The organism is Streptomyces sp. NBC_01525, from assembly GCF_045040405.1.
In the GTDB taxonomy this organism is placed as follows: Bacteria; Actinomycetota; Actinomycetes; order Streptomycetales; family Streptomycetaceae; genus Streptomyces; species Streptomyces benahoarensis.
In genome coordinates this window covers 2,128,351-2,152,678 of the sequence record NZ_CP109397.1, presented here as the reverse complement: position 1 = coordinate 2,152,678, position 24,328 = coordinate 2,128,351, and the positions used below count along the sequence as shown (strand labels likewise).

The window sequence follows — 24,328 nt, the reverse complement described above, 5'->3', positions numbered from 1 at the left end:
CGCGCCGGGTGGGAATCCTCGACGCGGGCCCCGAGCCCCCTGCGGTACCCTGGCGCCATGCGTGCCGTACGCCTTCTGCTTAGCGGGCCGCGCTGATCAGTACCGACCGGGCCACCCGCGGTGGCCGTCCGGGTCGGCATCGGCGCGGCGTCCCCTCCTGTGCGAGGGGCCTTTTTGTTTCCGCAGCAACCGTGTCCGCGGCAGCCGCAGGCAGAGACGATCGATGGAGCTTGAAGAGATGAGCGAGACGACCACCTCCCCCGCCGGTGAGGGCGCGGGCGCCGCACCCGAGGCGGCCCCGCACCGTTACACCGCCGCGCTGGCCGCGGACATCGAGGCACGCTGGCAGGACTTCTGGGAGGCGGCGGGCACCTACGAGGCGCCCAACCCGAGCGGTGACCTGGCCGGGGACGCCGCCGTGGCCGCCCGCCCCAAGAAGTTCATCATGGACATGTTCCCGTACCCCTCGGGCGCGGGCCTGCACGTCGGCCACCCGCTGGGCTTCATCGCCACCGACGTCTACGCCCGCCACCAGCGCATGACGGGCCACAACGTCCTGCACACCCTGGGCTTCGACGCCTTCGGCCTGCCCGCGGAGCAGTACGCCGTGCAGACCGGCACCCACCCGCGGGTCTCCACCGAGGCCAACATCGTCAACATGCGGCGCCAGCTGCGCCGCCTGGGCCTGGGCCACGACCAGCGCCGTTCGATCGAGACGATCGACCCGGCGTACTACAAGTGGACCCAGTGGATCTTCCTGCAGATCTTCCACTCCTGGTACGACCCGGAGGCCGACAAGGCGCGCCCCATCGACACCCTGGTCGCGCAGTTCGAGGCCGGTACCCGGTCCACCCCCGACGGCCGCCCCTGGGGCGAGCTGTCCGCCGCCGAGCGCGCCGGTGTCCTGGGCGAGTACCGCCTGGCGTACGCCTCGGACGCGCCGGTCAACTGGTGCCCCGGCCTGGGCACCGTCCTGGCCAACGAGGAGGTCACCGCCGAGGGCCGCTCCGAGCGCGGCAACTACCCGGTCTTCAAGTCCAAGCTGCGCCAGTGGAACATGCGCATCACCGCCTACGCGGACCGCCTGCTGAACGACCTGGACGGCCTGGACTGGCCCGAGGCGATCAAGCTGCAGCAGCGCAACTGGATCGGCCGCTCCGAGGGCGCCCGGGTCGACTTCCCCGCCGGGGAGCGCACGATCACGGTCTTCACCACCCGCCAGGACACCCTTTTCGGCGCGACGTACATGGTGCTGGCCCCGGAGCACGAGCTGATCGCCGACGGCTCCCTGGTGCCGGATGCCTGGCCCGAGGGCACCCACGAGGTCTGGACCGGTGGCCACGCCACCCCGGCCGAGGCCGTCGCGGCGTACCGCAAGCAGGCCGCCGCCAAGTCGGACGTCGAGCGGCAGGCCGAGGCCAAGGACAAGACCGGCGTCTTCACCGGCATCTATGCCACCAACCCGGTCAGCGGCGAGCAGGTCCCGGTCTTCATCGCCGACTACGTGCTGATGGGCTACGGCACCGGCGCGATCATGGCGGTCCCGGCGCACGACAGCCGCGACTTCGCCTTCGCGCGCGCCTTCGAGCTGCCGATGCGCTGCGTCGTCCAGCCCTCCGACGACCGCGGTACCGACACGTCCACCTGGGACGACGCGTTCTCCTCGTACGAGGCGAAGCTGGTCAACTCCTCGGACGACACGATCAGCCTGGACGGCCTGGGCGTCACCGAGGCCAAGGCGAAGATCACCGAGTGGCTGGCCGCCGAGGGTATCGGCGAGGGCACCGTCAACTTCCGGCTGCGCGACTGGCTGTTCAGCCGCCAGCGCTACTGGGGCGAGCCGTTCCCGATCGTCTACGACGAGGACGGCGTCGCGCACGCGCTGCCCACCTCGATGCTGCCCCTGGAGCTGCCGGAGGTCGAGGACTACTCTCCGCGCACCTTCGACCCGGACGACGCGGACACCTCCCCGGAGACCCCGCTCTCCCGCAACGAGGACTGGGTCGACGTCGAGCTGGACCTGGGCGACGGCCGCGGCGTGCGGCGCTACCGCCGCGAGACCAACACCATGCCCAACTGGGCCGGTTCGTGCTGGTACGAGATGCGCTACCTGGACCCGCACAACGACAGCGCGATGGTCGACCCGGGCATCGAGCAGTACTGGATGGGCCCGCGCGAGGCGCAGCCCCATGGGGGCGTCGACCTGTACGTGGGCGGCGCCGAGCACGCCGTCCTGCACCTGCTGTACGCCCGTTTCTGGTCGAAGGTCCTGCACGACCTGGGACACGTCTCGTCCTCCGAGCCGTTCCACAAGCTGTACAACCAGGGCATGATCCAGGCGTTCGTCTACCGGGACCGCCGCGGCATCGCCGTCCCGGCGGCGGAGGTCGAGGAGCGCGACGGCGGATACTTCTACCAGGGCGAGAAGGCCAGCCGCGTCCTGGGCAAGATGGGCAAGTCCCTGAAGAACGCCGTCACGCCGGACGAGATCTGCGCGGAGTACGGCGCCGACACGCTGCGCCTGTACGAGATGGCGATGGGCCCGCTGGACGTGTCCCGCCCCTGGGACACCCGGGCCGTCGTCGGCCAGTACCGCCTGCTGCAGCGCCTGTGGCGCAATGTCGTCGACGAGTCGACCGGTGAGGTCACCGTCGTCGACGCGGAGCCGGACGAGGCGACGCTGCGGGCCCTGCACAAGGCGATCGACGGCGTCACCCAGGACATGGCGAACCTGCGGTTCAACACCGCCATCGCCAAGGTCACGGAGCTGAACAACCACCTGACCAAGCATTATGGGGGCGGGTCCGCACCCTCGACCGAGGGCGGCGCTGGGCGACGGGCGGGCGGTCCTGTGCCGCGCACCGTCGCGGAGCACCTGGTGCTGCTGATCGCGCCGCTGGCGCCGCACATCGCCGAGGAGCTGTGGCGCAAGCTGGGCCGCACGGACTCGGTGGTGCACGCCGACTTCCCGGTGGCCGACCCGGCGTATGTCGTCGATGAGACGGTGACCTGCGTCGTTCAGCTCAAGGGCAAGGTCAAGGCCCGTCTGGAGGTCGCCCCGACGATCTCCGACGCGGACCTGGAGGCGGCGGCGCTGGCCGAGCCCGCGGTGGTGGCGGCGCTGGGTGGCGCCGGTATCCGCAAGGTGATCGTCCGCGCGCCGAAGCTGGTCAACATCGTCCCGGCATGATGCGGCGCGGCCGGTTCCGGCCGCGGTTGTAGGGGGTTTCCCCTACGGGCAGGTTGGGGGTTCCGTCGGGGCCCGCAACCTGCCCGAGCCGTTTACGGTGGAGAGACGGGCGCGGGTGACCGGCCGGCGCCGTGACCTTTCCGGGAGAGCCCATGGAAGCCGCCATCGCCGTCCTGGGGCTGCTCTTCCTGCTGTTCGTCGTCGCCGGGGTCTTCGTCACCGTCAAGGCGGTCCAGCTGACCAAGCGCGGCGTGGACCGCACCGTCGCCCAGGCCCGGCGGACGGTCGAGGACACCGGCCTGCGGGCGCGGCAGCTGGCCAAGCCGGGCGTCCCGGGCGAGCTGGCCCAGCTGCGGTTGTCCCTGCGTACGTCGATGCGGGCGACCCAGGAGGCGCTGCGCAGCGGCGCGGCCGACGACGCGTCCCTGGGCGAGGCGCTCGGCCTGTTCGACCGCCTCAGCGCCCACGGCCACGCACTCGACGACGAACTCAGGCGCCTGGAGCGCGAGCCCGACCGCGCCACCACGGCCGCCCGGCTGCCGGAGATGCGCGAACGCCTGGAGCGCATCACCCGCTCCGCGGAGTCGCTGCGCTGGGCCGCGCGCGACCGGCAGCGGAAGTTCGCCGACGACGATCTGGCGGCGCTGAGCGACCAGATCGACGTCGAGTCGGGCGCGCTGCGGCACTGGACCCGCGCCTCGGACGATGCGGAAGGCGTGACGGAGAGTGGTTCCGCCGAGGGCGCGGACCGGTCGGCCGGTGCCGGGCCGGGCGCCCGGCCGTCCGCCGCCTCGGGGCCGGGGGCGGAGCAGCCGCAGGCGATATCGGCCCCGGATCCGCGCGGCCGCTCCTCCTGGGAGAGGTCGCCTTCCTGGCAGAAGGCGCCGGGGGCCGGGCGGGCCAACTGAGAACGGGGGCTGACGGGGCGGGGGCGCTGCCCGGGGCCGGTCCGGGGGGCGGAGCGGGAGGGTGCGTGGGCCGCGTGCGGGGAGGCCCCACAGTGTCGGCCGCCGGTCTTCCCCCGATAACCTCCCCTTCATGTCCCGCCATGTCGCCATCGTCACCGATTCCACGGCCTACCTGCCGCCGGTGGCACTGCAGCGCCACCGCATCACGGCCGTCCCGCTGACCGTCGTCCTGGGGGACCAGGCCCTGGAGGAGGGCACCGAGATCTCTGCGAGATCCGTCGCCCAGGCACTGCAGAAGCGGCGGCCGGTGACCACCTCGCGCCCCGCCCCGACGACCTTCGCCGACACCTACCGCAAGGTCGCTGCCTCCGGTGCCACCGACATCGTCTCGCTGCACCTCTCCTCCGAGTTCTCCGGCACCTACGACGCCGCGGTACTGGCCGCGAGGCACTCGCCGGTCCCCGTAAGGGTCGTGGACACCGGCATGGTCGCGATGGCCCTCGGCTTCTGCGCCCTGGCGGCGGCCGAGACCGCCGAGGCGGGCGGCGACGCCGACGCCGCGGTGGCCGCGGCCGTGCGCCGCGCCGCCGCGACCTCCGCCTACTTCTACGTCGACACCCTCGACTACCTGCGCCGCGGCGGCCGGATCGGCGCCGCTCAGGCACTGCTCGGCTCCGCACTCGCCGTCAAGCCCCTCCTGCAACTGGCCGACGGCCGCATCGAACTCCTCGAAAAGGTCCGTACGGCGTCCAAGGCCATCGCACGGCTGGAGGAGATCGCCGCGGAGCGGGCGGGGGAGGCGGAGGTCGACATCGCCGTGCACCACCTCGCCGCCGCGGAGCGCGCCGAGGCCCTCGCCGCCCGCCTGCGCGCACGCGTGCCGGGTCTGCGGGAGCTCCATGTCAGCGAGGTCGGTGCGGTGATCGGTGCGCATACCGGTCCCGGGTTGCTGGGGGCCGTGGTCGCGCCGCGGTAGCGCTGTCGTCCTGCGGTAGTGCTGGGGGCGGGGCTCTCGGGCACACCGGGTAGGCGGGCCGGGAGGTCGTCACCCCTGCGGGTGGCGTGGTTATCCACAAGTGGCTGGTTATCCACCGGATGTGAGGCTGCTCAGCGCGGCTGACGGGGGCGACCTACCGTCGGTCGGCATGAGCAGAGAGTCACGTTCGGTTGGTGGGGTGTCGCGTCTCGGTGAGGAGGTCGGCCCCCGGGCGGCCTCGGCCGTCGGCCTCGTCCCGCACCCGGTGCGGAGCGGCGGTCGCGCGGGGCGGCGGGCCGCGCGCCGCGCCACGGCGTCGGCGGCGGTGCGGGCGCGGGCAGCCGCCCTCTTCGATGCGGCGGGGGCGGCGCCGGGGGAGCGGGGGCACGGTGTCGGGGGTGGCGTACGTGAGGGGGTGCGGGACGGGACCGGGGCCGGGCCTGGTGGTGGCTCCGAATACGGGGCAAGGCTCGGGTCCGCCGCCGGCCGCGAGGTGGGCCCGTCCGGCGAGGCGCCGCTCGCCTCCACTCCTGTCCCGGGCACGGGACACAGGGCGAGCCCCGGCTCCGGCCACCGGTCGAGCTCCGGGCCTGCTCCTGCCCCTGGCCATGAGGCGGACCGGTCCCGTAAGGCGTCCTCCGCCTCCAGCCCTGCCCCCGGCCCGAGCCGGAAGACGAACCCCAGCCCTCACCACAGGGCGAGCCTCGGCCCCGATGACAGGGCGACCCCCAACCCCGGCGGCAAACCCGGCGCCGGCGCCGCCCCCGCCCCATACAACAGCCCCCGTCCCCCCGTCCTCACCCGTCGGACGCGCATGCGGCTTGCCGTGGGGGAGCGGTTGCCCGTGTGGGTGCAGGTGCGGTGCGGGGTGGAGCCGAAAACGTTGGCCGCGGTGGGGGTGGTGCTGGTGGTGGCGCTCGTGCTCGCGGCGCTGCACTTCTGGTCCGGTGGGCCGGAGGCGGTGCGGGCTCCGGTGGCGGAGCGGGCGGTGCCGGTGCCCGGTGCCTCGCAGCGGCAGGGGCCGTCGGGTGCCGCTCCCGTGCCCGGTGCGGCGGCGAGCGGTGGCGTGGGCCGTCGGATGGTGGTCGACGTGGTGGGCAAGGTCGAGCACCCCGGGGTGCGCCGGTTACCGGTGGGGGCGCGGGTGATGGACGCGCTCGCCGCGGCCGGTGGGGTGCTGCGCGGGGCGAACACCCAGGGGCTGAACCGCGCCCGGTTGCTGGTCGACGGTGAACAGATCGTCGTCGGCAGGGCCGGGAGCGCGCCGGACCCGGGCGGTGGTGCGAACGGGCCGCCCGGCGTGGACTCGTCCGGCGCCTCGGGAGGGCCCGGCGGGCCGGGCGCCGCCGGGCCAGGGCAGCCGGTCAGCCTCAACTCGGCGACCGTGCAGCAGCTCGACACCCTGCCCGGCGTCGGGCCCGTACTGGCGCAGCACATCGTCGAATTCCGCACCCGGCACGGCGGGTTCACCTCGGTGAACCAGTTGCGGGAGGTGACCGGCATCGGCGACCGCAAGTTCGCCGACCTGCGGCCCCTGGTGCAGCCGTGAGCACCGGACGCACGGCCGTGCACACCGCGGCGGCCTCCCCGTACGGAACCGCGGACCCGCGCCAGGAGGGCCCGGCCGACCTGCGCCTGGTGGCCCCGGCGATGGCGGCGTGGGGCGCGGCCGCGGTCGCCCTGGGTGCCCCGGCGGGCGTGGTGGCGACGGGCTGCGCCCTCGCGGTCGCCCTCGCCGTACCGGCTTTGTGGGCGGCGGTGAGGCGACGCCGGACGGAGGGCCCGGAAACGGCGGACGGCTCGCGCACCGGTGGAGCGTACGTGCGGTCCGCCGGGGCGCTGGTGGCCCTGGCGGCGGTGCTGCTCTGCGGGGCGGCGGGCGCGGCCGGCGCGGCGCTGCACGCGGCGGACGCCCGGCGCGGGCCGCTGCCCTCCTGGGCCGCGCGCCATGCCCACCTCACCGCCGAGGTGGAGGTGACCGGCGACCCCCGGACGGTCCGCCCGAAGGTCCGCGGATCGCACCGGTTGCCGCCGTCCCTGGTGTTCACCGCCGATGTGGTGCGCCTCACCGCTCCGGACGGTGCGGTGACCGCGCTCCGGACGCCCGCCCTCGTCGTCGTGGCGAGCCGTGGCGGCGATACGGATCACCCGAAGGCCGACGCGAACCCCCAGGCCACGGCCCCGGGGCCCGGAGCCGCGAGCCCCCGGGACGTGCACCCGGACTCCCCGGAGCAAGCCGGGGCGAAGGGCGGTGCGGTCCTCGAACGGTGGCGGGCGCTGTTGCCGACCACCCGCGTCCGGATGCCGGTCCGCGCCGCCCCGCCGATGCCGCCCGACGACCGGATCGCCGCGGTCCTCCGGGTCTCCGCCGACGGCCCGCCGCAGGTCACCGGCGCACCGTCCGGGCTCCAGCGCCTGGCCGGCGGCCTGCGGGCCGGGCTCCGCGACGTCTCCGGCGGACTGTCGCCCGACGCCCGCGCGCTGCTGCCCGGACTGGTGGTCGGGGACACGTCACGGGTGCCGCCCGACCTCGACGACGCGTTCCGGGCCACCGACCTCACGCATCTGCTCGCCGTCTCCGGAAGCAACCTCACCATCGTGCTGGCACTGCTGATCGGCCCGCCGCACCTCGCCTCCCGCGCCGAACGCCGCGGCCTCGCCCCGCGCCTGGGCCTCTCGCTGCGGACCACCGCCCTCACCGGGGGCGGACTCGCGCTCGCCTTCGTCGTCGTGTGCCGACCGGACCCCAGCGTGCTGCGGGCCGCGGCCTGCGGCCTGATCACCCTGGTGGCGATCGGTACGGGGCGCCGCCGTTCCCTGCTGCCCGCCCTGGGCGCGGCGGTTTTGCTGCTGGTGCTCTACGACCCGTGGCTGGCCCGTAGCTACGGGTTCCTGCTGTCGGTCCTGGCCACCGGCGCGCTCCTGCTGCTCGCACCCCGCTGGAGCGCGGCCCTCCGCAGGCGCCGGGTGCCGCCGCGCCTCGCCGAGGTGGTCGCCGCCGCTGCCGCCGCCCAAGCAGTCTGTGCCCCGGTCGTCGCGGTCCTCGCCGCACGGGTCGGCCTGCTGGCGGTGCCCTGCAACCTCCTGGCGGAGCTGGCCGTCGCCCCGGCGACCGTCCTCGGGTACGCGGCGCTCGCCGTGGCACCCGTACTGCCGCCCGTCGCCCGGGCGTTGGCGTGGTGCGCGGGATGGCCCGTCAGCTGGATCGCCGGGGTGGCGCGTACCGGGTCGACGCTGCCGGGGGCGGAGTTCGGCTGGCCGGGCGGCTGGGCGGGCGGGCTCGCGCTCGCCGCCGTCACGGTCGTCCTGGTGCCGCTCGGGCGGCGGATGCTGCGCCGCCGGTGGCTGTGCGCCCTGTGTGCGCTGGCGCTGGTCCTGGTGGTGTGGCGACCGGTGCCGCTGACCCGGGTGCTGACGGGCTGGCCGCCGCCGGGGTGGCGGGTGGTGGCCTGCGATGTCGGGCAGGGCGACGGTCTGGTCCTGGCGGCCGGTGACGGCACGGCGCTGGTGGTGGACGCGGGCCCCGAGCCGCGCGCGGTGGACCGCTGCCTGACGGCTCTGGGGGTGCGGAGCGTGCCCGTGGTGCTGCTGAGCCATTTTCACGCCGATCACGTCGACGGACTGCCCGGAGTGCTGCGCGGCCGATCGGTCGGTCTGATCGAGACGACCACGCTCCGGGAGCCGCCCGGACAGGCGGAGTTCGTACGGCGCACGGCGACGGAGGCGGGCGTTCCGGTGGTCCCGGCGGTGCCGGGGGAACGGCGTCGCCTGGGGCAGCTGAGCTGGGAGGTCCTGTGGCCGCCCGCGGACGGCACGGGCGACGTGACGGGACCGAACGACGCCAGCGTGACCCTGCTCGTCCGCAGCGGCGATGTGACCCTGATGCTCCTCGGCGACCTCGAACCACCTGCCCAACAGGCCCTGTTGGCGTCACACCCGGAGCTGACCACCGTGGACGTCCTCAAGGTCGCCCACCACGGCTCCGCCCACCAGGACCCGACGCTGCTCCAACGCCTGGCACCCCGGCTCGCCCTCATCTCGGTGGGCGCGGACAACCCGTACGGCCATCCGGCGCCGCGGACGGTCGATGCGTTGCGGCGTGGGGGAGCCGTGGTTCTGCGTACCGATACCGGGGGTGCGTTGGCTGTGCTGGGTACCCACAACCGCCTGTCGGTGACCACGAGGGGCCGTCGCGCACGGGAGTCCCGTGGCCTCCGCGTGGCCCGTCGCCGTCGTACGACCCGCTGCCTCCGCACGGATCGTGGCTTCCGTCGGCCTCGCGCTGCCCGCCCGTTCCGTAACCGCCCGGCGCGCCTCGGGCGTTCCCCGCCCGCTACTCCCCTTCGCGCCACCCCTCATATTCGGCGGCGAGGGCGTCCAGCTGTGGTGCGTCGTAGCGGCCGTCCGGGTCCTCGACGACCACCAGCCACTGTGCGTCCTCGGCGTCGTCCTCCCCGGCCAGGGCGTCCCGTACGAGCTGGGGTTCCTCGGGGACGCCGAAGCGTTCGGCCAGGGCCTCGGCCACTTCCTCGGCGGCGTCGCGGTCGGGCAGTACCAGTACGTGTCGTGCATCGCTCACCCGGCCATTGTCGGTCAGCGGGCGGGTGCGCCGGCTGCGCGGGGCGGCGTTGTCAGTGGGGCGTGGGATGCTGGAACGCGATGGCCAGGAAGAGTGCAAACGACGATCCGCTCGCCCCCGTGACGCTCGCGGTGGGCCAGGAGGACCTGCTGCTGGACCGCGCGGTGCAGCAGGTGGTGGCGGCCGCCCGCGCCGCCGACGCGGACACCGATGTGCGGGACCTCACCTCCGATCAGCTCCAGCCCGGCACGCTCGCCGAGCTGACCAGTCCGTCGCTCTTCGCGGAGCGCAAGGTCGTGGTGGTGCGCAACTCCCAGGATCTGTCGGCGGATTCGGTCAAGGACGTGAAGGGGTATCTCGCGTCGCCCGCCGAGGAGATCACGCTCGTGCTGCTGCACGCGGGCGGGGCCAAGGGCAAGGGCCTGCTGGACGCCGCCCGGAAGGCGGGCGCGCGCGAGGTGGCGTGCCCGAAGATGACGAAGCCTGCCGACCGGCTGTCGTTCGTGCGGGGCGAGTTCCGGGCGGTGGGGCGCTCCGCGACGCCCGAAGCTTGCCAGGCGCTGGTCGACGCGATCGGCAGTGACCTGCGGGAGCTGGCGTCGGCCTGTTCGCAGCTGGCCGCCGATATCGAGGGCACGATCGACGAGGCGGTCGTCGCGCGGTACTACACCGGGCGCGCCGAGGCGTCGAGCTTCACCGTCGCCGACCGCGCCGTCGAGGGCCGGGCGGCCGAGGCGCTGGAGGCGCTGCGCTGGTCGATCGCGACCGGCGTCGCCCCCGTCATGATCACCAGCGCGCTGGCCCAGGGCGTCCGTGCCATCGGCAAGCTGGCCTCAGCCCCGCGCGGCGCCCGTCCCGGAGATCTCGCCCGCGAGCTGGGCATGCCGCCGTGGAAGATCGACCGCGTACGGCAGCAGATGCGCGGCTGGTCGGCGGACGGTGTGGCGACAGCGCTGCGCGCGGTGGCCGCCGCCGACGCGGGTGTCAAGGGCGGCGGCGACGATCCCGAATACGCCCTGGAGAAGGCCGTGGTGGCCGTCGCCCGCGCGGCCCGCTCCCGCTGAACCGACACGCTCGGGGCCGGTGGGCCCGCCTCCCGGTGATCCATCGGTCCGGCCTCTGAGCCCCGGGCTCCAGGTCCACGCACCAGCCCCCAACGCCCCCGGATGACCGCGCCCCACACCCCAGGCCCGCACACCGCCCCGAGCACGCCCCCCGTACGGCCCGCGCCCCGGACCCCCGCACGACAGAAAGCCCCGCCAGCCCTGGGGAAGGGCGAAACGGGGCTTTCCGTATGTGTCATATGTCGGCCTGCCCGGCGAATGGCAGGGTGGGCCGGGATGCGCCGCACCCGCGTGGCGAACGCAGGCCGTGTGCGGCGCGGTGGTGCACCGTGCGAGGAGCGGAGAGAGGGGCCGCTGGGTCCCCGACGGCGGGGTGGTGCGGGTGCCGGACGGCGGACCGTCCGACGGAGGTCGTTCAGCCCTTGAGGCCGGCAACCTTCTTCGCCAGCGCCGACTTCTTGTTGGCGGCGGCGTTCTTGTGGATGACACCCTTGCTGACGGCCTTGTCGAGCTTCTTGGCCGCCTCGGCCTGGGCGGTGGTGGCCTTCTGCAGGTCACCGGCCTCCACGGCCTCGCGGGTGCGACGGATCGCGGTCTTCAGAGTGGACTTGGCAGCCTTGTTGCGCTGACGAGCCTTCTCGTTGGTCTTGATCCGCTTCATCTGGGACTTGATGTTCGCCACGAAAGAGCCTTTTCAGGTTCGTTGGAGTTTCGAGTTGCGCCGCGCACCGAGAGGGCACGAAGCGCAGTGGACCAGGTTACCAGCCACCTCCTCGGCCACCCAATCCGGGCCGTTTCCGTCCGTACGCACCGCCGTCGGGAGGTACCGGAACGGGCCGGGGGAGCGCCCGGAACGGGCCGGGGGTGCCGCTCATGGGACCATGGGGAGGACGTCACACCCGAGGGTGGTCTTGCGGATCATGGCGGGTCCGCCGGACGCACCCTGTTCCGCCTACCCGCCTGAATGGACCCTGCGTGCCCGCGACCTCTACGAACGTGCCGGAGCCGAGCCGTACCGATCCGGACCTCCTCCGTAACTTCTGCATCATCGCGCACATCGACCACGGCAAGTCGACGCTCGCCGACCGGATGCTCCAGATCACCGGTGTTGTCGACCAGCGGCAGATGCGCGCGCAGTACCTCGACCGCATGGACATCGAGCGCGAGCGCGGCATCACGATCAAGTCCCAGGCGGTGCGGCTGCCCTGGTCGCCCTCCGAGGGTGAGGAGCGGAGCGGCACGCCCCACATCCTCAACATGATCGACACCCCCGGTCACGTCGACTTCACCTACGAGGTCTCCCGCTCGCTCGCCGCGTGCGAGGGCTGCGTCCTCCTCGTCGACGCCGCCCAGGGGATCGAGGCACAGACCCTCGCCAACCTCTACCTGGCGATGGAGAACGACCTCACGATCATCCCCGTCCTCAACAAGATCGACCTGCCCGCCGCGCAGCCCGAGAAGTTCGCCGCGGAGCTGGCGAACCTCGTCGGCTGCGAGCCGGAGGACGTGCTGCGGGTCTCCGCCAAGACCGGCGTCGGCGTGCCCGAGCTGCTGAACAAGGTGGTCCGTGAGGTCCCGGCGCCGGTCGGCGTCAAGGACGCCCCCGCCCGCGCGATGATCTTCGACTCGGTCTACGACGCCTACCGCGGCGTCGTGACGTACGTGAAGGTCGTCGACGGCACCCTCCGCAAGCGCGAGCGGATCCGGATGATGTCCACCGGCGCCGCCCACGAGCTGCTGGAGATCGGCACCAATTCGCCCGAGATGACGGCCGCCGACGGTCTGTCCGTGGGCGAGGTGGGCTATCTGATCACCGGTGTGAAGGACGTCCGCCAGTCCAAGGTCGGTGACACGATCACCCAGCTCAACAACGGCGCGACCGAGGCGCTGGGCGGCTACAAGGACCCGAAGCCGATGGTGTTCTCCGGGCTGTACCCGCTGGACGGCTCGGACTACCCGGAGCTGCGGGAGGCGCTGGACAAGCTCCAGCTCAACGACGCGGCGCTGGTCTACGAGCCGGAGACCTCCGCGGCGCTCGGCTTCGGCTTCCGCGTCGGCTTCCTGGGCCTGCTGCACCTGGAGGTCGTCCGCGAGCGCCTGGAGCGCGAGTTCGGCCTGGAGCTGATCGCCACCGCCCCCAACGTCGTCTACCAGGTGGACATGGAGGACGGCGCCCAGCACGAGGTGACCAACCCCAGCGAGTTCCCCACGGGCAAGATCGACAAGGTGCACGAGCCGGTCGTGCGGGCCACCGTCCTCGCGCCGAGCGAGTTCATCGGCGCGATCATGGAGCTGTGCCAGACCCGGCGCGGCACCCTGCTCGGCATGGACTACCTCTCCGAGGACCGCGTCGAGATCCGCTACACCCTCCCGCTCGCCGAGGTCGTCTTCGACTTCTTCGACCAGCTCAAGTCCAAGACCCGCGGCTACGCCTCGCTGGACTACGAGCCCACCGGCGAGCAGATCGCCGACCTCGTCAAGGTCGACATCCTGCTGCACGGCGACAAGGTCGACGCGTTCTCCGCGATCTGCCACAAGGACAAGGCGTACGCATACGGCGTCCGGCTCGTCGGCAAGCTGCGCGAGCTGATCCCGCGGCAGGGCTTCGAGGTGCCGATCCAGGCGGCCATCGGCAGCCGCGTCATCGCCCGTGAGACGGTCCGCGCCATCCGCAAGGACGTCCTCGCCAAGTGCTACGGCGGTGACATCTCCCGTAAGCGGAAGCTGCTGGAGAAGCAGAAGGAAGGCAAGAAGCGGATGAAGATGGTCGGCAGTGTGGAGGTGCCGCAGGAGGCATTCATCGCGGTGCTCTCCTCGGACTCCGACGGCGACAAGAAGAAGTAGCGGTCGCGGCCCGCCCTCCCGGCACGGAGGAGCGGGCACGTACCGGACAGGGCGCCGACCCGCGCGAGGGTCGGCGCCCTTCGGCGTACGGGGGCCCGCGGGCGGTGAGACATCCCGGACGGTGGACTTCCGGGGGATATGCCGGGGATGCGGTGCGGGCGCATCTGCGCGTACAGCGTACGGATCACTTCGTGAACCAGTCGGCCGTAGACCCTTACATGGCGGCGGAACGCGGCCTACTCTGATCTCTGCTCAAAGGTTACTCGCGAGTCACCAGCAACGTAGCGGGCCCCGGAGGATGCCGTGACGGACACCCATACGCTGATCGACAACCGGCCGCCTTCGGTGGCGAGCCTCTTTCTGGAGCGGGTCGCCGCGACGCCCGACGCGGAGGCGTTCCGTCACCCCGTGCCGCCCGCCTCGGGCTCGGGCCCCGACGACTGGAAGTCGCTGACCTGGAACGACGCCGCGCAGCGGGTGTACGCCACGGCGGCGGGTCTGATGGCGCTCGGGGTACGCCCCGAGGAGCGGGTGGCGCTGGCCGCGGCGACCCGCGTCGAGTGGATCCTCGCCGACCTGGGCGTGCTCTGTTCCGGCGCGGCCACCACCACCGTCTACCCCAGCACCAACGCTGAGGAGACGGCGTTCATCCTGTCCGACTCCGGCAGCCGGGTGCTGATCGCGGAGGACGCCGCCCAGCTCGACAAGGTCCGCGAGCGCCGCGCCGACCTGCCCGGCCTGGCTCATGTCGTCGTCATCGAGGAGGCCGACGCGCGCCCGGCCGAGGACGACCCGGAGGGCTGGGTGCTCTCCCTCGCCGATCTGGAGAAGCGCGGCGCGGCCTACCTGGAGGCGCACCCGGACTGCGTCACCGAACGCGTCGCCGCGCTCCGCGCCGACCAGCTCGCCACGCTCATCTACACCTCCGGCACCACCGGCCGCCCCAAGGGCGTACGGCTGGCGCACGACTGCTGGTCGTACATGGCGCGCGCCATCCAGGCCACCGGCATGGTCACCGCGGAGGACGTGCAGTACCTGTGGCTGCCGCTCGCCCATGTCTTCGGCAAGGTGCTGACCGCCGGGCAGATCTCGGTCGGCCATGTCATCGCCGTCGACGGCCGGGTCGACAAGATCATCGAGAATCTGCCGGTGGTCCGGCCGACCTACATGGCGGCCGTCCCGCGCATCTTCGAGAAGGTCTACAACGGCGTCGCCGCCAAGGCACGCGAGGGCGGCGCCGCCAAGTACAAGATCTTCCACTGGGCGGCGGGCGTGGCCCGGGAGTACGCCAAGGTCTCCCAGGACACCTTCCGCCGCACCGGCAACGCCTCTGTGCCCTTCGCGCTCGCCGCCAAGCACAAGGTCGCCGACACGCTCGTCTTCGCCAAGCTGCGCGCGGCGTTCGGCGGTCGGCTGCGCGCCGCGGTCTCCGGCTCCGCCGCCCTCGCCCCGGAGATCGGCTACTTCTTCGCCGGTGCCGGGATCCACGTCCTGGAGGGCTACGGCCTGACGGAGTCCAGCGCCGCCAGCTTCGTCAACCCGGGCGAGGCGTACCGCACCGGCACGGTCGGCAAGCCGCTGCCGGGCACCGAGGTGCGGATCGCCGAGGACGGCGAGATCCTGCTGCGCGGCCCCGGCATCATGCAGGGCTACCACGGGCTGGAGGCCCAGACCGCCGAGGTCCTCGAATCCGACGGCTGGTTCCACACCGGCGACATCGGGGAGCTGTCGGCCGACGGCTATCTGCGGCTCACCGACCGCAAGAAGGACCTGATCAAGACGTCGGGCGGCAAGTACATCGCCCCGGCGGAGGTCGAGGGCCGCTTCAAGGCGGTCTGCCCGTTCATCTCCCACATCCTGGTGCACGGCGCCAACCGGAACTTCTGCACCGCGCTCATCGCGCTCGACGAGCCGACGCTGCTGACCTGGGCCGCCGAGCACGGCATGGGCGGCCGCCCGTACGCCGAGGTCGTCGCGGACAAGCGGACCCGCGAGCTGATCGACGGCTATGTCGAGCAGGTCAACGAGGGCCTTCAGCGCTGGCAGCAGGTCCGCAAGTTCCGGCTGCTCCCGCGCGACCTGGACATCGAGCACGGCGAGGTCACCCCCAGCCTCAAGGTCAAGCGGCCGGTCGTGGAGCGGGCCTTCAAGGACCTCCTCGACGAGATGTACGCGGGCGCGCGGGAGGCGTGAGGGCGCCCGCCCGGGCGGGCGCCGGGGCGCCGCGCGCCCCCTCGCCCGTCCGGTGACGGACCCGTCCACAGGCCCGCTGCCTGCGCTTCCCGGCCGCTCGCCCGCCGTCCGCGCGCCGTTCCGCGATGACGCGGTGTCGTGGCACGCGCCCGGTCTGTCACCCTGTCCGTGCGGCACGCGGCGGACGGCCGTGCCGCGCGGGAGGTGCGGGGATGACGACGACTGCGTTAGCGGCGGAGACCGGAGCCGCGGGCCCGGCGGGCGCGGCCGGGACGGCCCGCTCCCTCGCGCTGCCGGGCACGGCCCGGGCGGCGGCCGACGCCCGCCGCTTCATCCGCGCCACGCTCGCCGACTGGGCGGCCCGGCGGTCACCGGGTGCGGAGGGGCTGGACGGCCGGGTGACGGACGAAGCGGTGCTGCTGGTCAGCGAGTTGGTGACCAACGCCGTGGTGCACGCCGGTACCGACGTCGACGTCCACTGCCGCCTCGACGCCGACGGGCCCGGCGGCCTGGTCGTCGAGGTGGCCGACCGGCATCCCACCCGGCCGGTGTGCGGGCCGCACCACGGCGAGCTGCCCGGCGGTGGGGGCCACGGCCTGCAGCTGGTCGGCGCGGTCGCCGCCTCCTGGGGCATCACCTACGACCGCGCCGCCAAGGCCGTCTGGTTCCGCCTCGCGACCGCCGCGCCGGACCCCGGCCCGGACCGGGCACCCGGCCATGTCCCGGCCGCCCGCACCGCCCCGGACGACGCCCCCGCGGCGTACCGCGGCGCGGACGGCCCTGACGGCCCTCCCGATGGCCCTCCCGAGGGCGCGTACCGCCCGGCGCCCGGCCGTGACCCCGCGGACACCGGTGGCGCGTACCCGGACACCGAGGCCCCGGCGGCCGGCCGGCCCGCCGCCGGATACGCCGACGCCGCCTACGGAGCGGGCAGCTACAGCGACACCTCCTACGAGTACGCCGCACCCGACGGTGGCCCCTCGGGCGCGGCCGCCGAGTGGATCACGCATGGCGCGCCGACCTTCCTCGCCGAGGCGTCCGACCTGCTCTCCGGCCCGCTCGACGCCGACCGCATCGCCTCCCTCGCCGCCCAGCTCGCGGTGCCCCGGCTCGCCGACTGGTGCGCGGTGTGGCTCTACGACGGCGAGGCGGGCGGCCCGGTGCCGGGCACCGCGGGCGGCGACGAACCGCCGCGCCTCGCCCACGTCTGGCACTCCCGCGAGAGCCGTATCGACCCACTGCGGCTGGCCCTGGAGAAGGCCCCGCCCCCGGCCACCGCCCGCGCCACCGGCGGCTCGGCGATCCCCTGGGCGTGGCCGGAGGGCGCGGACGGGGCGGATCCCGGCGCCCCGGCCCTACCGGAGGGGGCGGGGGAGCCGGACGGCCCCGGGGAGTCCATCGCACCGGATGCCGAGGCGGTACCGGACGCCCGTCCCGCCATCGGTGGCGCCGCCCTCGCCTGCCCCCTGATCAGCGGCGGCCTCCGGCTGGGCACGGTGCTGCTCGGGCGGGCCGGGCTGCCGCGCTTCCCCGATGCGGCGGTCGGCCTCTCCGAGGACCTGTGCCGCCGGGTCGCCCGGGCCGTCGCCACCGCACGCGCGTACAGCAGGCAGGAGCGGATCAGCCGGGTGCTCCAGCGGCGGCTGCTGCCGCACGGCCGGGCGCGGGTCCCGGGCGTCGCCTCCGCGGTGGTCTACGAACCGCGCGCGGGCGCCTGGGCGGGCGGCGACTTCTGGGACCTCTTCGACGCGGGCGACGGCCGCTGGTGCTTCGCCCTCGGCGACGTCTGCGGCAGCGGCCCGGAGGCGGCGGCGGTCACCGGGCTCGCCCGGCCGGTGCTGCGGCTGCTGGCCCGCGACGGCTTCGGCGTCGGCGCGGTGCTGGACCGGCTCAACGAGACCATGGCCCGTGAGGCGGCGGACTCCGTCGCCGCGGTGGCCGCCGCCGTCGCCGCCGAGGCCGGGGTGCAGTCCTCCGTCGGCCTGCGCGACGAGGGCGAACAGGCCCGCTTCCTGTCGCTGCTCTACGGCGAGATCGTCCCGCACCCCGAGGGCTCCGGCGGCGTCCGCTGCACCCTGGCCAGCGCCGGTCACCCGCTGCCGCTGGTCCTGGGCACCGACGGCATGGTCCGGGTGGTCGCCGCGCCGCAGATGCTGCTGGGCGTGGTCGGCGACGCCACGTACGAGAGCGAGGCGTTCGACCTCGCCCCGGGCGAGACGCTGCTCTGCGTCACCGACGGGGTCACCGAACGCCGCTCCGGCCGCAACCAGTTCGATGACGACGACGGCCTGGCCCGCACCCTCGCCGCCTGCGCGGGCCTGCCCGCGACCGACATCGCCGAACACATCCGCCGCGCCGTCCACGGCTTCTCCCCGACCCCACCCGACGACGACCTGGCCCTCCTCGTCCTCCAGGCCCTCCCGGAGGGACGGACGGAGGGGGAGGCGGAGTAGGGCGAGCCGCGGACCCGGGGCGTCGGCTGCGGGGTGTGGGCCCGTGCCCGGCGCCTGCCCACGGCCTGCTCAGCCGCCCGCCGCACCGGCCGCGGCGCCCCGGGCCACCGCCCCGCCCGGGGCGCCCAGGGGCCCGCCCCCGATGCCCGCCGCCCCGCCCGCGCCCGCCCTGTGGGAGCCGGGACGAGCCACGGCCCCGGCTCGCTCCCGTATGACGGACAATGGACCCCATGCCTTCCGCACTGCCCGATGGGGAGCCGATGCCCGGGGACGGGGCGCTGCCCGCCGCCGCACTGACCGGCGCCGCCGGCCGCCCGCTCGGTTTCTACCTGCACGTTCCGTACTGCGCGACCCGCTGCGGCTACTGCGACTTCAACACCTACACCGCGAGCGAACTGCGCGGCCCCGGTGGCGCCCTCGCCTCCCGGGAGACCTACGCCGATCACCTCGTCGAGGAGATCCGGCTGGCCCGCAAGGTGCTCGGCGACGACCCGCGCCAGGTCGAGACGGTCTTCGTCGGCGGCGGCACCCCGACCCTGCTGCCCGCCGCCGACCTCGGCCGGATGCTGGCCGCGATCCGCGACGAGTTCGGGCTCGCCCAGGGCGCTGAGATCACCACCGAGGCCAACCCGGAGACCGTCGGCCCGCGCTACCTCGCCGAGCTGCGCGAGGGCGGCTTCAACCGCATGTCCTTCGGCATGCAGAGCGCCCGCCCGCACGTCCTGAAGATCCTCGACCGCACCCACACCCCCGGCCGCCCCGAAGCCTGCGTGGCCGAGGCGCGCGCCGCCGGGTTCGACCACGTCAACCTCGACCTGATCTACGGCACCCCGGGCGAGAGCGACGACGACTGGCGCGCCAGCCTGGACGCCGCCCTCGGCGCCGGACCCGACCACGTCTCCGCGTACGCCCTGATCGTCGAGGAGGGCACCCAGCTGGCCCGCCGCATCCGCCGCGGCGAGGTCCCGATGACCGACGACGATGTGCACGCCGACCGCTACCTCATCGCCGACGAACGCCTCGCCGCCGCCGGTTTCCGCTGGTACGAGGTCTCCAACTGGGCCACCACCGACGCCGCCCGCTGCCGCCACAACGAGCTGTACTGGACCGGCGCCGACTGGTGGGGCGCGGGCCCCGGCGCCCACAGTCACGTCGGCGGCGTCCGCTGGTGGAACGTCAAGCACCCCGGCGCCTACGCCCAGGCCCTGACCGAGGGCCGCTCCCCGGGCGCCGGCCGCGAACTCCTCGCCGACGAGGACCGCCGCGTCGAACGCATCCTCCTGGAACTGCGCCTCGCCGACGGCTGTCCCCTGGACCTCCTCGCCCCCGCGGGGGCGCGCGCCGCCGCCCGTGCGCTGTCCGACGGCCTCCTGGAGACGGTTCCGTACGACGCGGGCCGCGCCGTTCTGACACTCCGGGGCCGGCTTCTGGCTGACGCGGTGGTGCGGGATCTGGTGGACTGATTACCGAAAGAGTGAACCGATGCGGTAGGCCCACGCGCCTGCCTACGCTCCTCCTAACCTGTGCCGAAAGACACGGCGACGGGAAACGGAGGCCATGGAGATGACCGCTGTGGATGAACGCCGGATGACGGAGCTCTTCGAGAACATCGATGTTCCCGAGGGCGTCAAGATTGAGCTCCTCCGGGGGGAAATCGTGATGATGGCGGGACCGGACCTGGTCCACAACAGGATCGTCCAGGAGGTCATGGACCAGATCCCGCGGAAGCGGTGGGAGCGGTTGCAGACCCAGGACATCGACATCCTGAGCGAGCAGAGCGAGCCGGTGCCCGATCTCGTGGTGCTGGAGAGCGGCGCGGGGCCGGAGTCCGGCCGCCTGCTGCCGTCCGCGGTGGTCACGATGGTGGTCGAGGTGGTTTCCAAGACGAGTGTGGACCGCGACTACGGCGTCAAGCGTTCGCTCTACGCCGCGGGCAAGATCCCCGCCTACCTGATCGTCGATCCCATCGTGGCCCACTGTGTCCTGCTCACCGAGCCGTTCGGCAGCGGCGACGAAGCCGACTACGCGGTCCAGCGGATCAGCAAGTTCGGCGAATCGGTGCCGGTGGACGTGCTGGACGTCGAGCTGGAGACCGGCGACTTCGGCATCCTCCCCGGCGTCAGGCGGCACCGCCGACCGTAACGAAGTCGATCAGCTCCTCCACCCGCCCCAGCAGCGCCGGTTCCACGTCCTTGTAGCTGCGTACGCCCGACAGGATGCGCTGCCAGGCGGCGCCGGTGTTCTGCGGCCAGCCCAGCGCCCGGCACACCCCCGTCTTCCAGTCCTGGCCCCGCGGCACGACCGGCCACGCCGCGATCCCCACCGACGACGGCTTCACCGCCTCCCATACGTCGATGTACGGATGGCCCACCACGCACACATGCGGATCGGTCACCCCCGCCGCGATCCGCGACTCCTTCGAGCCGGGCACCAGATGGTCGACGAGGACGCCCAGTCGCGCGTCGGGCCCGGGGGAGAAGGTGCGGACGATCTCCGGCAGATCGTCGATGCCCTCCAGATACTCCACGACGACGCCCTCGATGCGCAGGTCATCGCCCCACACCCGCTCGACCAGCTCCGCGTCGTGCCGTCCCTCCACGTAGATCCGGCCCGCCCGGGCGACCCGGGCGCGCGCACCGGGCACCGCCAGCGAACCGGACGCCGTCCGCGCCGGACCGCTCCCCGCCGCCCGCTCCGGGGGCCGTACGAGCGTGACGACCTTGCCCTCCATCAGGAAGCCGCGCGGCTCCATCGGGAAGACGCGGTGCTTGCCGAACCGGTCCTCCAGGGTGACCGTCGGCCCCTGCGCCGACTTCTCGCAGCGGATCACCGCCCCGCAGAACCCCGTGGTCACCTCCTCGACCACCAGATCCGTCTCCGCCGCCACCTCGGGCGCGGGCCGCTGCTTCTTCCACGGCGGGGTGAGATCGGGGCTGTAGCGCTTGCTCTGCATGGTGTCGGGGTGCCTGTTCTGTGACGGTCGGGTGACGGATACGGGCGCCGGTCAGGCCGGAGGGGCGCCGAAGCGGGCGGCGAGCGCGTCGCGCTGGGCGCGGACGAAGGCGGCGTCCACCACGGCGCCGTGCCCGGGGACGTACCGCGCGTCCTCGCCGCCCAGGGCCAGCAGCCGGTCCAGGGCGGCGGGCCACTGCCGTCCGAGGGCGTCGGGCCCGGCGGACGGTTCGCCGGACTCCTCGACGAGGTCGCCGCAGAAGACCACCTCGGGCGCGCCGCCCCGGCCCGGGACGAGGACCGTGAGGTCGTGCGCGGTGTGCCCGGGGCCGAGGTTGGCGAGCAGCACCGTCCGGTCGCCGAGGCCGACGGTCAGCTCGCCGTGCACCCCGTGGTGCGGGAGCACCAGGATGTCGGTGGCTTCGGTGGCGGTGTCCGGGTCGACGCCGTGGCGTACTGCGTCCTCCCGCAGCGCGTCCCGCCCGCGGGCCATCAGCTCGGCCGCCCCGGTGGCGGCGAAGACCTGCACCCCGGCGAAGGCGGCGGTGCCCAGGACGTGGTCGAAGTGCGGATGGGTCAGCGCGATGTGCGTCACGTCGCGGCCCAGCACCCGGCGGACGGCGAGCCGCAGTTCGGCGCCGTCGCGCAGGGTGGCGCCGGTGTCGACGAGCAGCACGCCCTCCGTCCCCGCGACGACGCCCACCGTCTCGTCCCAGCCCGGCATCCGGCGGCGGGCGATGCCGTCACCGAGCCGTTCCCATCCCGCCTCTTCCCAAGTCGTGCGCATGCCGAGACGCTATCGGTAGCGCGGTGGCGTTGCCCGGTGGTTCACGGGGCGTGGTCGGTGTCGCACGCGGGACCCTTGCCCCGCCGGTGCGACCCGGCCGTACACTGGAGCGGTACTGGCACTCGGACCGGTGGAGTGCCAGGGGAGGAAGCCGCAGGACGGCGGGACTGGAGGTGTGCGCGGTGCTCAGTGAACGCAGGCTGGAGGTGCTGCGTGCCATCGTCCAGGACTACGTCGGCACGGAGGAGCCGGTCGGCTCGAAGGCGCTGACCGAGCGCCATCGGCTCGGTGTCTCCCCGGCCACGGTCCGTAACGACATGGCGGTCCTGGAGGAAGAGGGATTCATCGCCCAGCCGCACACCAGCGCGGGCCGGATCCCCACCGACAAGGGGTACCGCCTCTTCGTCGACAAGCTCGCCGGCGTCAAGCCGCTCTCCAGCCCCGAGCGCCGGGCGATCCAGAATTTCCTGGACGGCGCGGTCGACCTCGACGACGTCGTGGGCCGCACGGTCCGGCTGCTGGCGCAGCTGACCCGGCAGGTCGCGGTCGTGCAGTACCCGTCGCTGACGCGGTCCACCGTCCGCCATGTCGAGCTGCTGGCGCTGGCACCGGCGCGGGTGATGCTCGTTCTGATCACCGACACCGGGCGCGTCGAACAGCGGCTGATCGACTGTCAGGGGCCGTTCGGCGAGGCGTCGTTGGCGGATCTGCGGGCCCGGCTCAACAGCCGGGTCGTGGGCCGCCGGTTCGCGGATGTGCCGCAATTGGTGCAGGATCTTCCGGACTCCTTCGAGCAGGAGGACCGCGGCACGGTCTCGACGGTGCTGTCGGTGCTGCTGGAGACGTTGGTGGAGGAGACCGAGGAGCGGTTGGTGATCGGCGGTACTGCCAATCTCACCCGCTTCGGGCACGACTTCCCGCTGACGATCCGGCCGGTGCTGGAGGCCCTTGAGGAGCATGTGGTGCTGCTCAAACTGCTCGGGGAGGCCAAGGACTCGGGCATGACCGTACGTATCGGGCATGAGAATGCCCACGAAGGACTTGCGTCCACGTCGGTGGTCGCGGTCGGCTACGGTTCGGGCGACGAGGCAGTCGCCAAACTCGGCGTGGTCGGACCGACCCGCATGGACTACCCCGGAACGATGGGAGCGGTACGCGCAGTGGCACGTTACGTCGGACAGATCCTGGCGGAGTCGTAAGTGGCCACGGACTATTACACGGTCCTCGGTGTCGGCCGCGATGCCTCGCAGGACCAGATCAAGAAGGCTTTCCGGCGGCTGGCGCGCGAGCTGCACCCGGATGTGAACCCGGATCCGAAGACCCAGGAGCGGTTCAAGGAGATCAACGCCGCTTACGAGGTGCTGTCGGACCCGCAGAAGAAGCAGGTCTACGACCTCGGTGGCGACCCGCTCTCGCAGGCCGGCGGCGCTGGCGGGGCCGGTGGCTTCGGCGCGGGCTTCGGCAACTTCTCCGACATCATGGACGCGTTCTTCGGCGCCTCCTCGCAGCGCGGTCCGCGCTCGCGGACGCGGCGCGGCCAGGACGCGATGATCCGTCTCGATGTCGAGCTGGAGGAGGCGGCGTTCGGGACGACCAAGGAGATCCAGGTCGACACCGCCATCGTGTGCACCACGTGCACCGGTGAGGGCGCAGCCCCCGGCACCTCGGCGCAGACCTGTGACATGTGCCGCGGCCGCGGTGAGGTCTCGCAGGTCACGCGGTCCTTCCTCGGTCAGGTCATGACGTCGCGGCCGTGTCCGCAGTGTCAGGGCTTCGGTACGGTCGTGCCGACGCCGTGCCCGGAGTGCGCCGGTGACGGCCGTATCCGGTCGCGCCGCACGCTGACCGTCAAGATCCCGGCGGGCGTCGACAACGGCACCCGCATCCAGCTCGCGGGCGAGGGCGAGGTGGGTCCCGGCGGCGGTCCCGCCGGTGACCTCTACGTCGAGATCCACGAGCTGCCGCACTCGGTCTTCCAGCGGCGCGGCGACGATCTGCACTGCACGGTCACCATCCCGATGACGGCGGCGTCGCTGGGCACGAAGTGTCCGCTGGAGACGCTGGACGGCCTGGAGGAGATCGACATCCGGCCCGGTACGCAGTCCGGCCAGTCGATCCCGCTGCACCAGCGCGGTGTGACCCATCTGCGGGGCGGCGGCCGCGGCGATCTGATCGTCCACGTCGAGGTGCTGACCCCCTCCAAGCTCGACCCCGAGCAGGAGGAGCTGCTGCGCCGCATCGCCAAGCTCCGCGGCGAGGAACGCCCGACGGGCCAGTTTCAGCCGGGGCAGCAGGGGTTGTTCTCGCGGTTGAAGGATGCGTTCAACGGGCGGTAGGCGACCGTAGGTCCACGCGTGTGGGGCCCGGGGTTTTCCCCGGGCC

At 73.4% G+C, this 24,328-nt stretch carries 16 protein-coding genes and 1 pseudogene; 13 read left to right on the top strand and 4 right to left on the bottom strand.

What is annotated here, in order from left to right; genetic code table 11:
• Positions 1–238: 238 nt before the first annotated feature.
• The 5 genes and pseudogenes from leuS to OG422_RS09555 form a co-directional block, all read left to right on the top strand.
• On the top strand, positions 239–3,190 hold the full coding sequence (leuS, locus tag OG422_RS09575) for a leucine--tRNA ligase (protein WP_405741977.1): 2,952 nt from the start codon (positions 239–241) through the stop codon (positions 3,188–3,190).
• A gap of 152 nt (positions 3,191–3,342) precedes the next feature.
• Positions 3,343–4,098 (top strand): hypothetical protein, encoded by a 756-nt coding sequence (locus tag OG422_RS09570; protein ID WP_405741975.1) that lies wholly within the window; start codon positions 3,343–3,345, stop codon positions 4,096–4,098.
• Positions 4,099–4,228: 130 nt separating this feature from the next.
• Positions 4,229–5,074 (top strand): DegV family protein, encoded by an 846-nt coding sequence (locus OG422_RS09565; protein ID WP_405741973.1) that lies wholly within the window; start codon positions 4,229–4,231, stop codon positions 5,072–5,074.
• Between the two features lie 868 nt (positions 5,075–5,942).
• Positions 5,943–6,623, top strand: coding sequence for a helix-hairpin-helix domain-containing protein (locus OG422_RS09560; RefSeq protein ID WP_405741971.1), 681 nt, complete (start codon positions 5,943–5,945; stop codon positions 6,621–6,623).
• A gap of 17 nt (positions 6,624–6,640) precedes the next feature.
• Positions 6,641–9,259, top strand: a pseudogene (locus OG422_RS09555) (ComEC/Rec2 family competence protein); the annotation flags it as partial.
• 148 nt (positions 9,260–9,407) lie between these two features.
• Here OG422_RS09555 and OG422_RS09550 read toward each other — a convergent pair.
• A complete protein-coding gene (locus OG422_RS09550; RefSeq protein WP_143944779.1) occupies positions 9,408–9,653 on the bottom strand; it encodes a hypothetical protein in 246 nt (81 codons plus the stop codon).
• Between the two features lie 80 nt (positions 9,654–9,733).
• Here OG422_RS09550 and holA point away from each other — a divergent pair, with 80 nt between their 5' ends.
• On the top strand, positions 9,734–10,717 hold the full coding sequence (gene holA / locus OG422_RS09545) for a DNA polymerase III subunit delta (protein WP_143944778.1): 984 nt from the start codon (positions 9,734–9,736) through the stop codon (positions 10,715–10,717).
• Positions 10,718–11,132: 415 nt separating this feature from the next.
• On the opposite strand, the gene rpsT is transcribed toward holA, so the two are convergent.
• Positions 11,133–11,399 carry a 30S ribosomal protein S20 gene (gene rpsT / locus OG422_RS09540; protein WP_143943706.1) on the bottom strand — a complete coding sequence of 89 codons (267 nt, stop codon included), beginning with the start codon at positions 11,397–11,399 and terminating at the stop codon, positions 11,133–11,135.
• 293 nt (positions 11,400–11,692) lie between these two features.
• On the opposite strand from rpsT, the gene lepA reads away from it, so the two are divergent.
• The 5 genes from lepA to OG422_RS09515 all read left to right on the top strand — a co-directional run bounded on the left by lepA (position 11,693) and on the right by OG422_RS09515 (position 20,349).
• The gene (gene lepA / locus OG422_RS09535) at positions 11,693–13,561 is read left to right on the top strand and encodes a translation elongation factor 4 (protein WP_143943705.1); all 1,869 of its coding nucleotides are present in this window, start codon (positions 11,693–11,695) and stop codon (positions 13,559–13,561) included.
• Between the two features lie 303 nt (positions 13,562–13,864).
• On the top strand, positions 13,865–15,754 hold the full coding sequence (locus tag OG422_RS09530) for an AMP-dependent synthetase/ligase (protein WP_405741968.1): 1,890 nt from the start codon (positions 13,865–13,867) through the stop codon (positions 15,752–15,754).
• 212 nt (positions 15,755–15,966) lie between these two features.
• Positions 15,967–18,207, top strand: coding sequence for a SpoIIE family protein phosphatase (locus OG422_RS09525; RefSeq protein WP_405741966.1), 2,241 nt, complete (start codon positions 15,967–15,969; stop codon positions 18,205–18,207).
• 230 nt (positions 18,208–18,437) lie between these two features.
• On the top strand, positions 18,438–19,670 hold the full coding sequence (hemW, locus tag OG422_RS09520; protein WP_405741964.1) for a radical SAM family heme chaperone HemW: 1,233 nt from the start codon (positions 18,438–18,440) through the stop codon (positions 19,668–19,670).
• Positions 19,671–19,770: 100 nt separating this feature from the next.
• Positions 19,771–20,349 carry a Uma2 family endonuclease gene (locus tag OG422_RS09515; RefSeq protein ID WP_405741962.1) on the top strand — a complete coding sequence of 193 codons (579 nt, stop codon included), beginning with the start codon at positions 19,771–19,773 and terminating at the stop codon, positions 20,347–20,349.
• On the opposite strand, the gene OG422_RS09510 is transcribed toward OG422_RS09515, so the two are convergent.
• Entirely contained in the window at positions 20,327–21,160 is an 834-nt protein-coding gene (locus tag OG422_RS09510) for a DUF3097 domain-containing protein (RefSeq protein WP_405741960.1), read from the bottom strand. The genes OG422_RS09515 and OG422_RS09510 overlap by 23 nt on opposite strands.
• 51 nt (positions 21,161–21,211) lie before the next feature.
• Positions 21,212–21,946, bottom strand: a complete 735-nt coding sequence (locus OG422_RS09505; protein ID WP_405741958.1) for an MBL fold metallo-hydrolase — start codon at positions 21,944–21,946, stop codon at positions 21,212–21,214.
• A gap of 182 nt (positions 21,947–22,128) precedes the next feature.
• On the opposite strand from OG422_RS09505, the gene hrcA reads away from it, so the two are divergent.
• Both hrcA and dnaJ read left to right on the top strand, forming a co-directional pair.
• On the top strand, positions 22,129–23,145 hold the full coding sequence (hrcA, locus tag OG422_RS09500) for a heat-inducible transcriptional repressor HrcA (RefSeq protein WP_143942699.1): 1,017 nt from the start codon (positions 22,129–22,131) through the stop codon (positions 23,143–23,145).
• Complete coding sequence (gene dnaJ, locus OG422_RS09495; protein ID WP_143942700.1) at positions 23,146–24,282, top strand: molecular chaperone DnaJ; 1,137 nt, start codon at positions 23,146–23,148, stop codon at positions 24,280–24,282. It abuts the gene before it with no gap.
• Positions 24,283–24,328 lie beyond the last annotated feature (46 nt).

Excerpts from the sequence above, each read along its gene's own strand:
- leuS (WP_405741977.1), top strand. The coding sequence starts at position 239 with ATGAGCGAGACGACCACCTCCCCCGCCGGTGAGGGCGCGGGCGCCGCA.
- OG422_RS09570 (WP_405741975.1), top strand. The coding sequence starts at position 3,343 with ATGGAAGCCGCCATCGCCGTCCTGGGGCTGCTCTTCCTGCTGTTCGTC.
- OG422_RS09565 (WP_405741973.1), top strand. The coding sequence starts at position 4,229 with ATGTCCCGCCATGTCGCCATCGTCACCGATTCCACGGCCTACCTGCCG.
- holA (WP_143944778.1), top strand. The coding sequence starts at position 9,734 with ATGGCCAGGAAGAGTGCAAACGACGATCCGCTCGCCCCCGTGACGCTC.
- OG422_RS09525 (WP_405741966.1), top strand. The coding sequence starts at position 15,967 with ATGACGACGACTGCGTTAGCGGCGGAGACCGGAGCCGCGGGCCCGGCG.
- hemW (WP_405741964.1), top strand. The coding sequence starts at position 18,438 with ATGCCTTCCGCACTGCCCGATGGGGAGCCGATGCCCGGGGACGGGGCG.
- OG422_RS09515 (WP_405741962.1), top strand. The coding sequence starts at position 19,771 with ATGACCGCTGTGGATGAACGCCGGATGACGGAGCTCTTCGAGAACATC.
- OG422_RS09510 (WP_405741960.1), bottom strand. The coding sequence starts at position 21,160 with ATGCAGAGCAAGCGCTACAGCCCCGATCTCACCCCGCCGTGGAAGAAG.
- OG422_RS09505 (WP_405741958.1), bottom strand. The coding sequence starts at position 21,946 with ATGCGCACGACTTGGGAAGAGGCGGGATGGGAACGGCTCGGTGACGGC.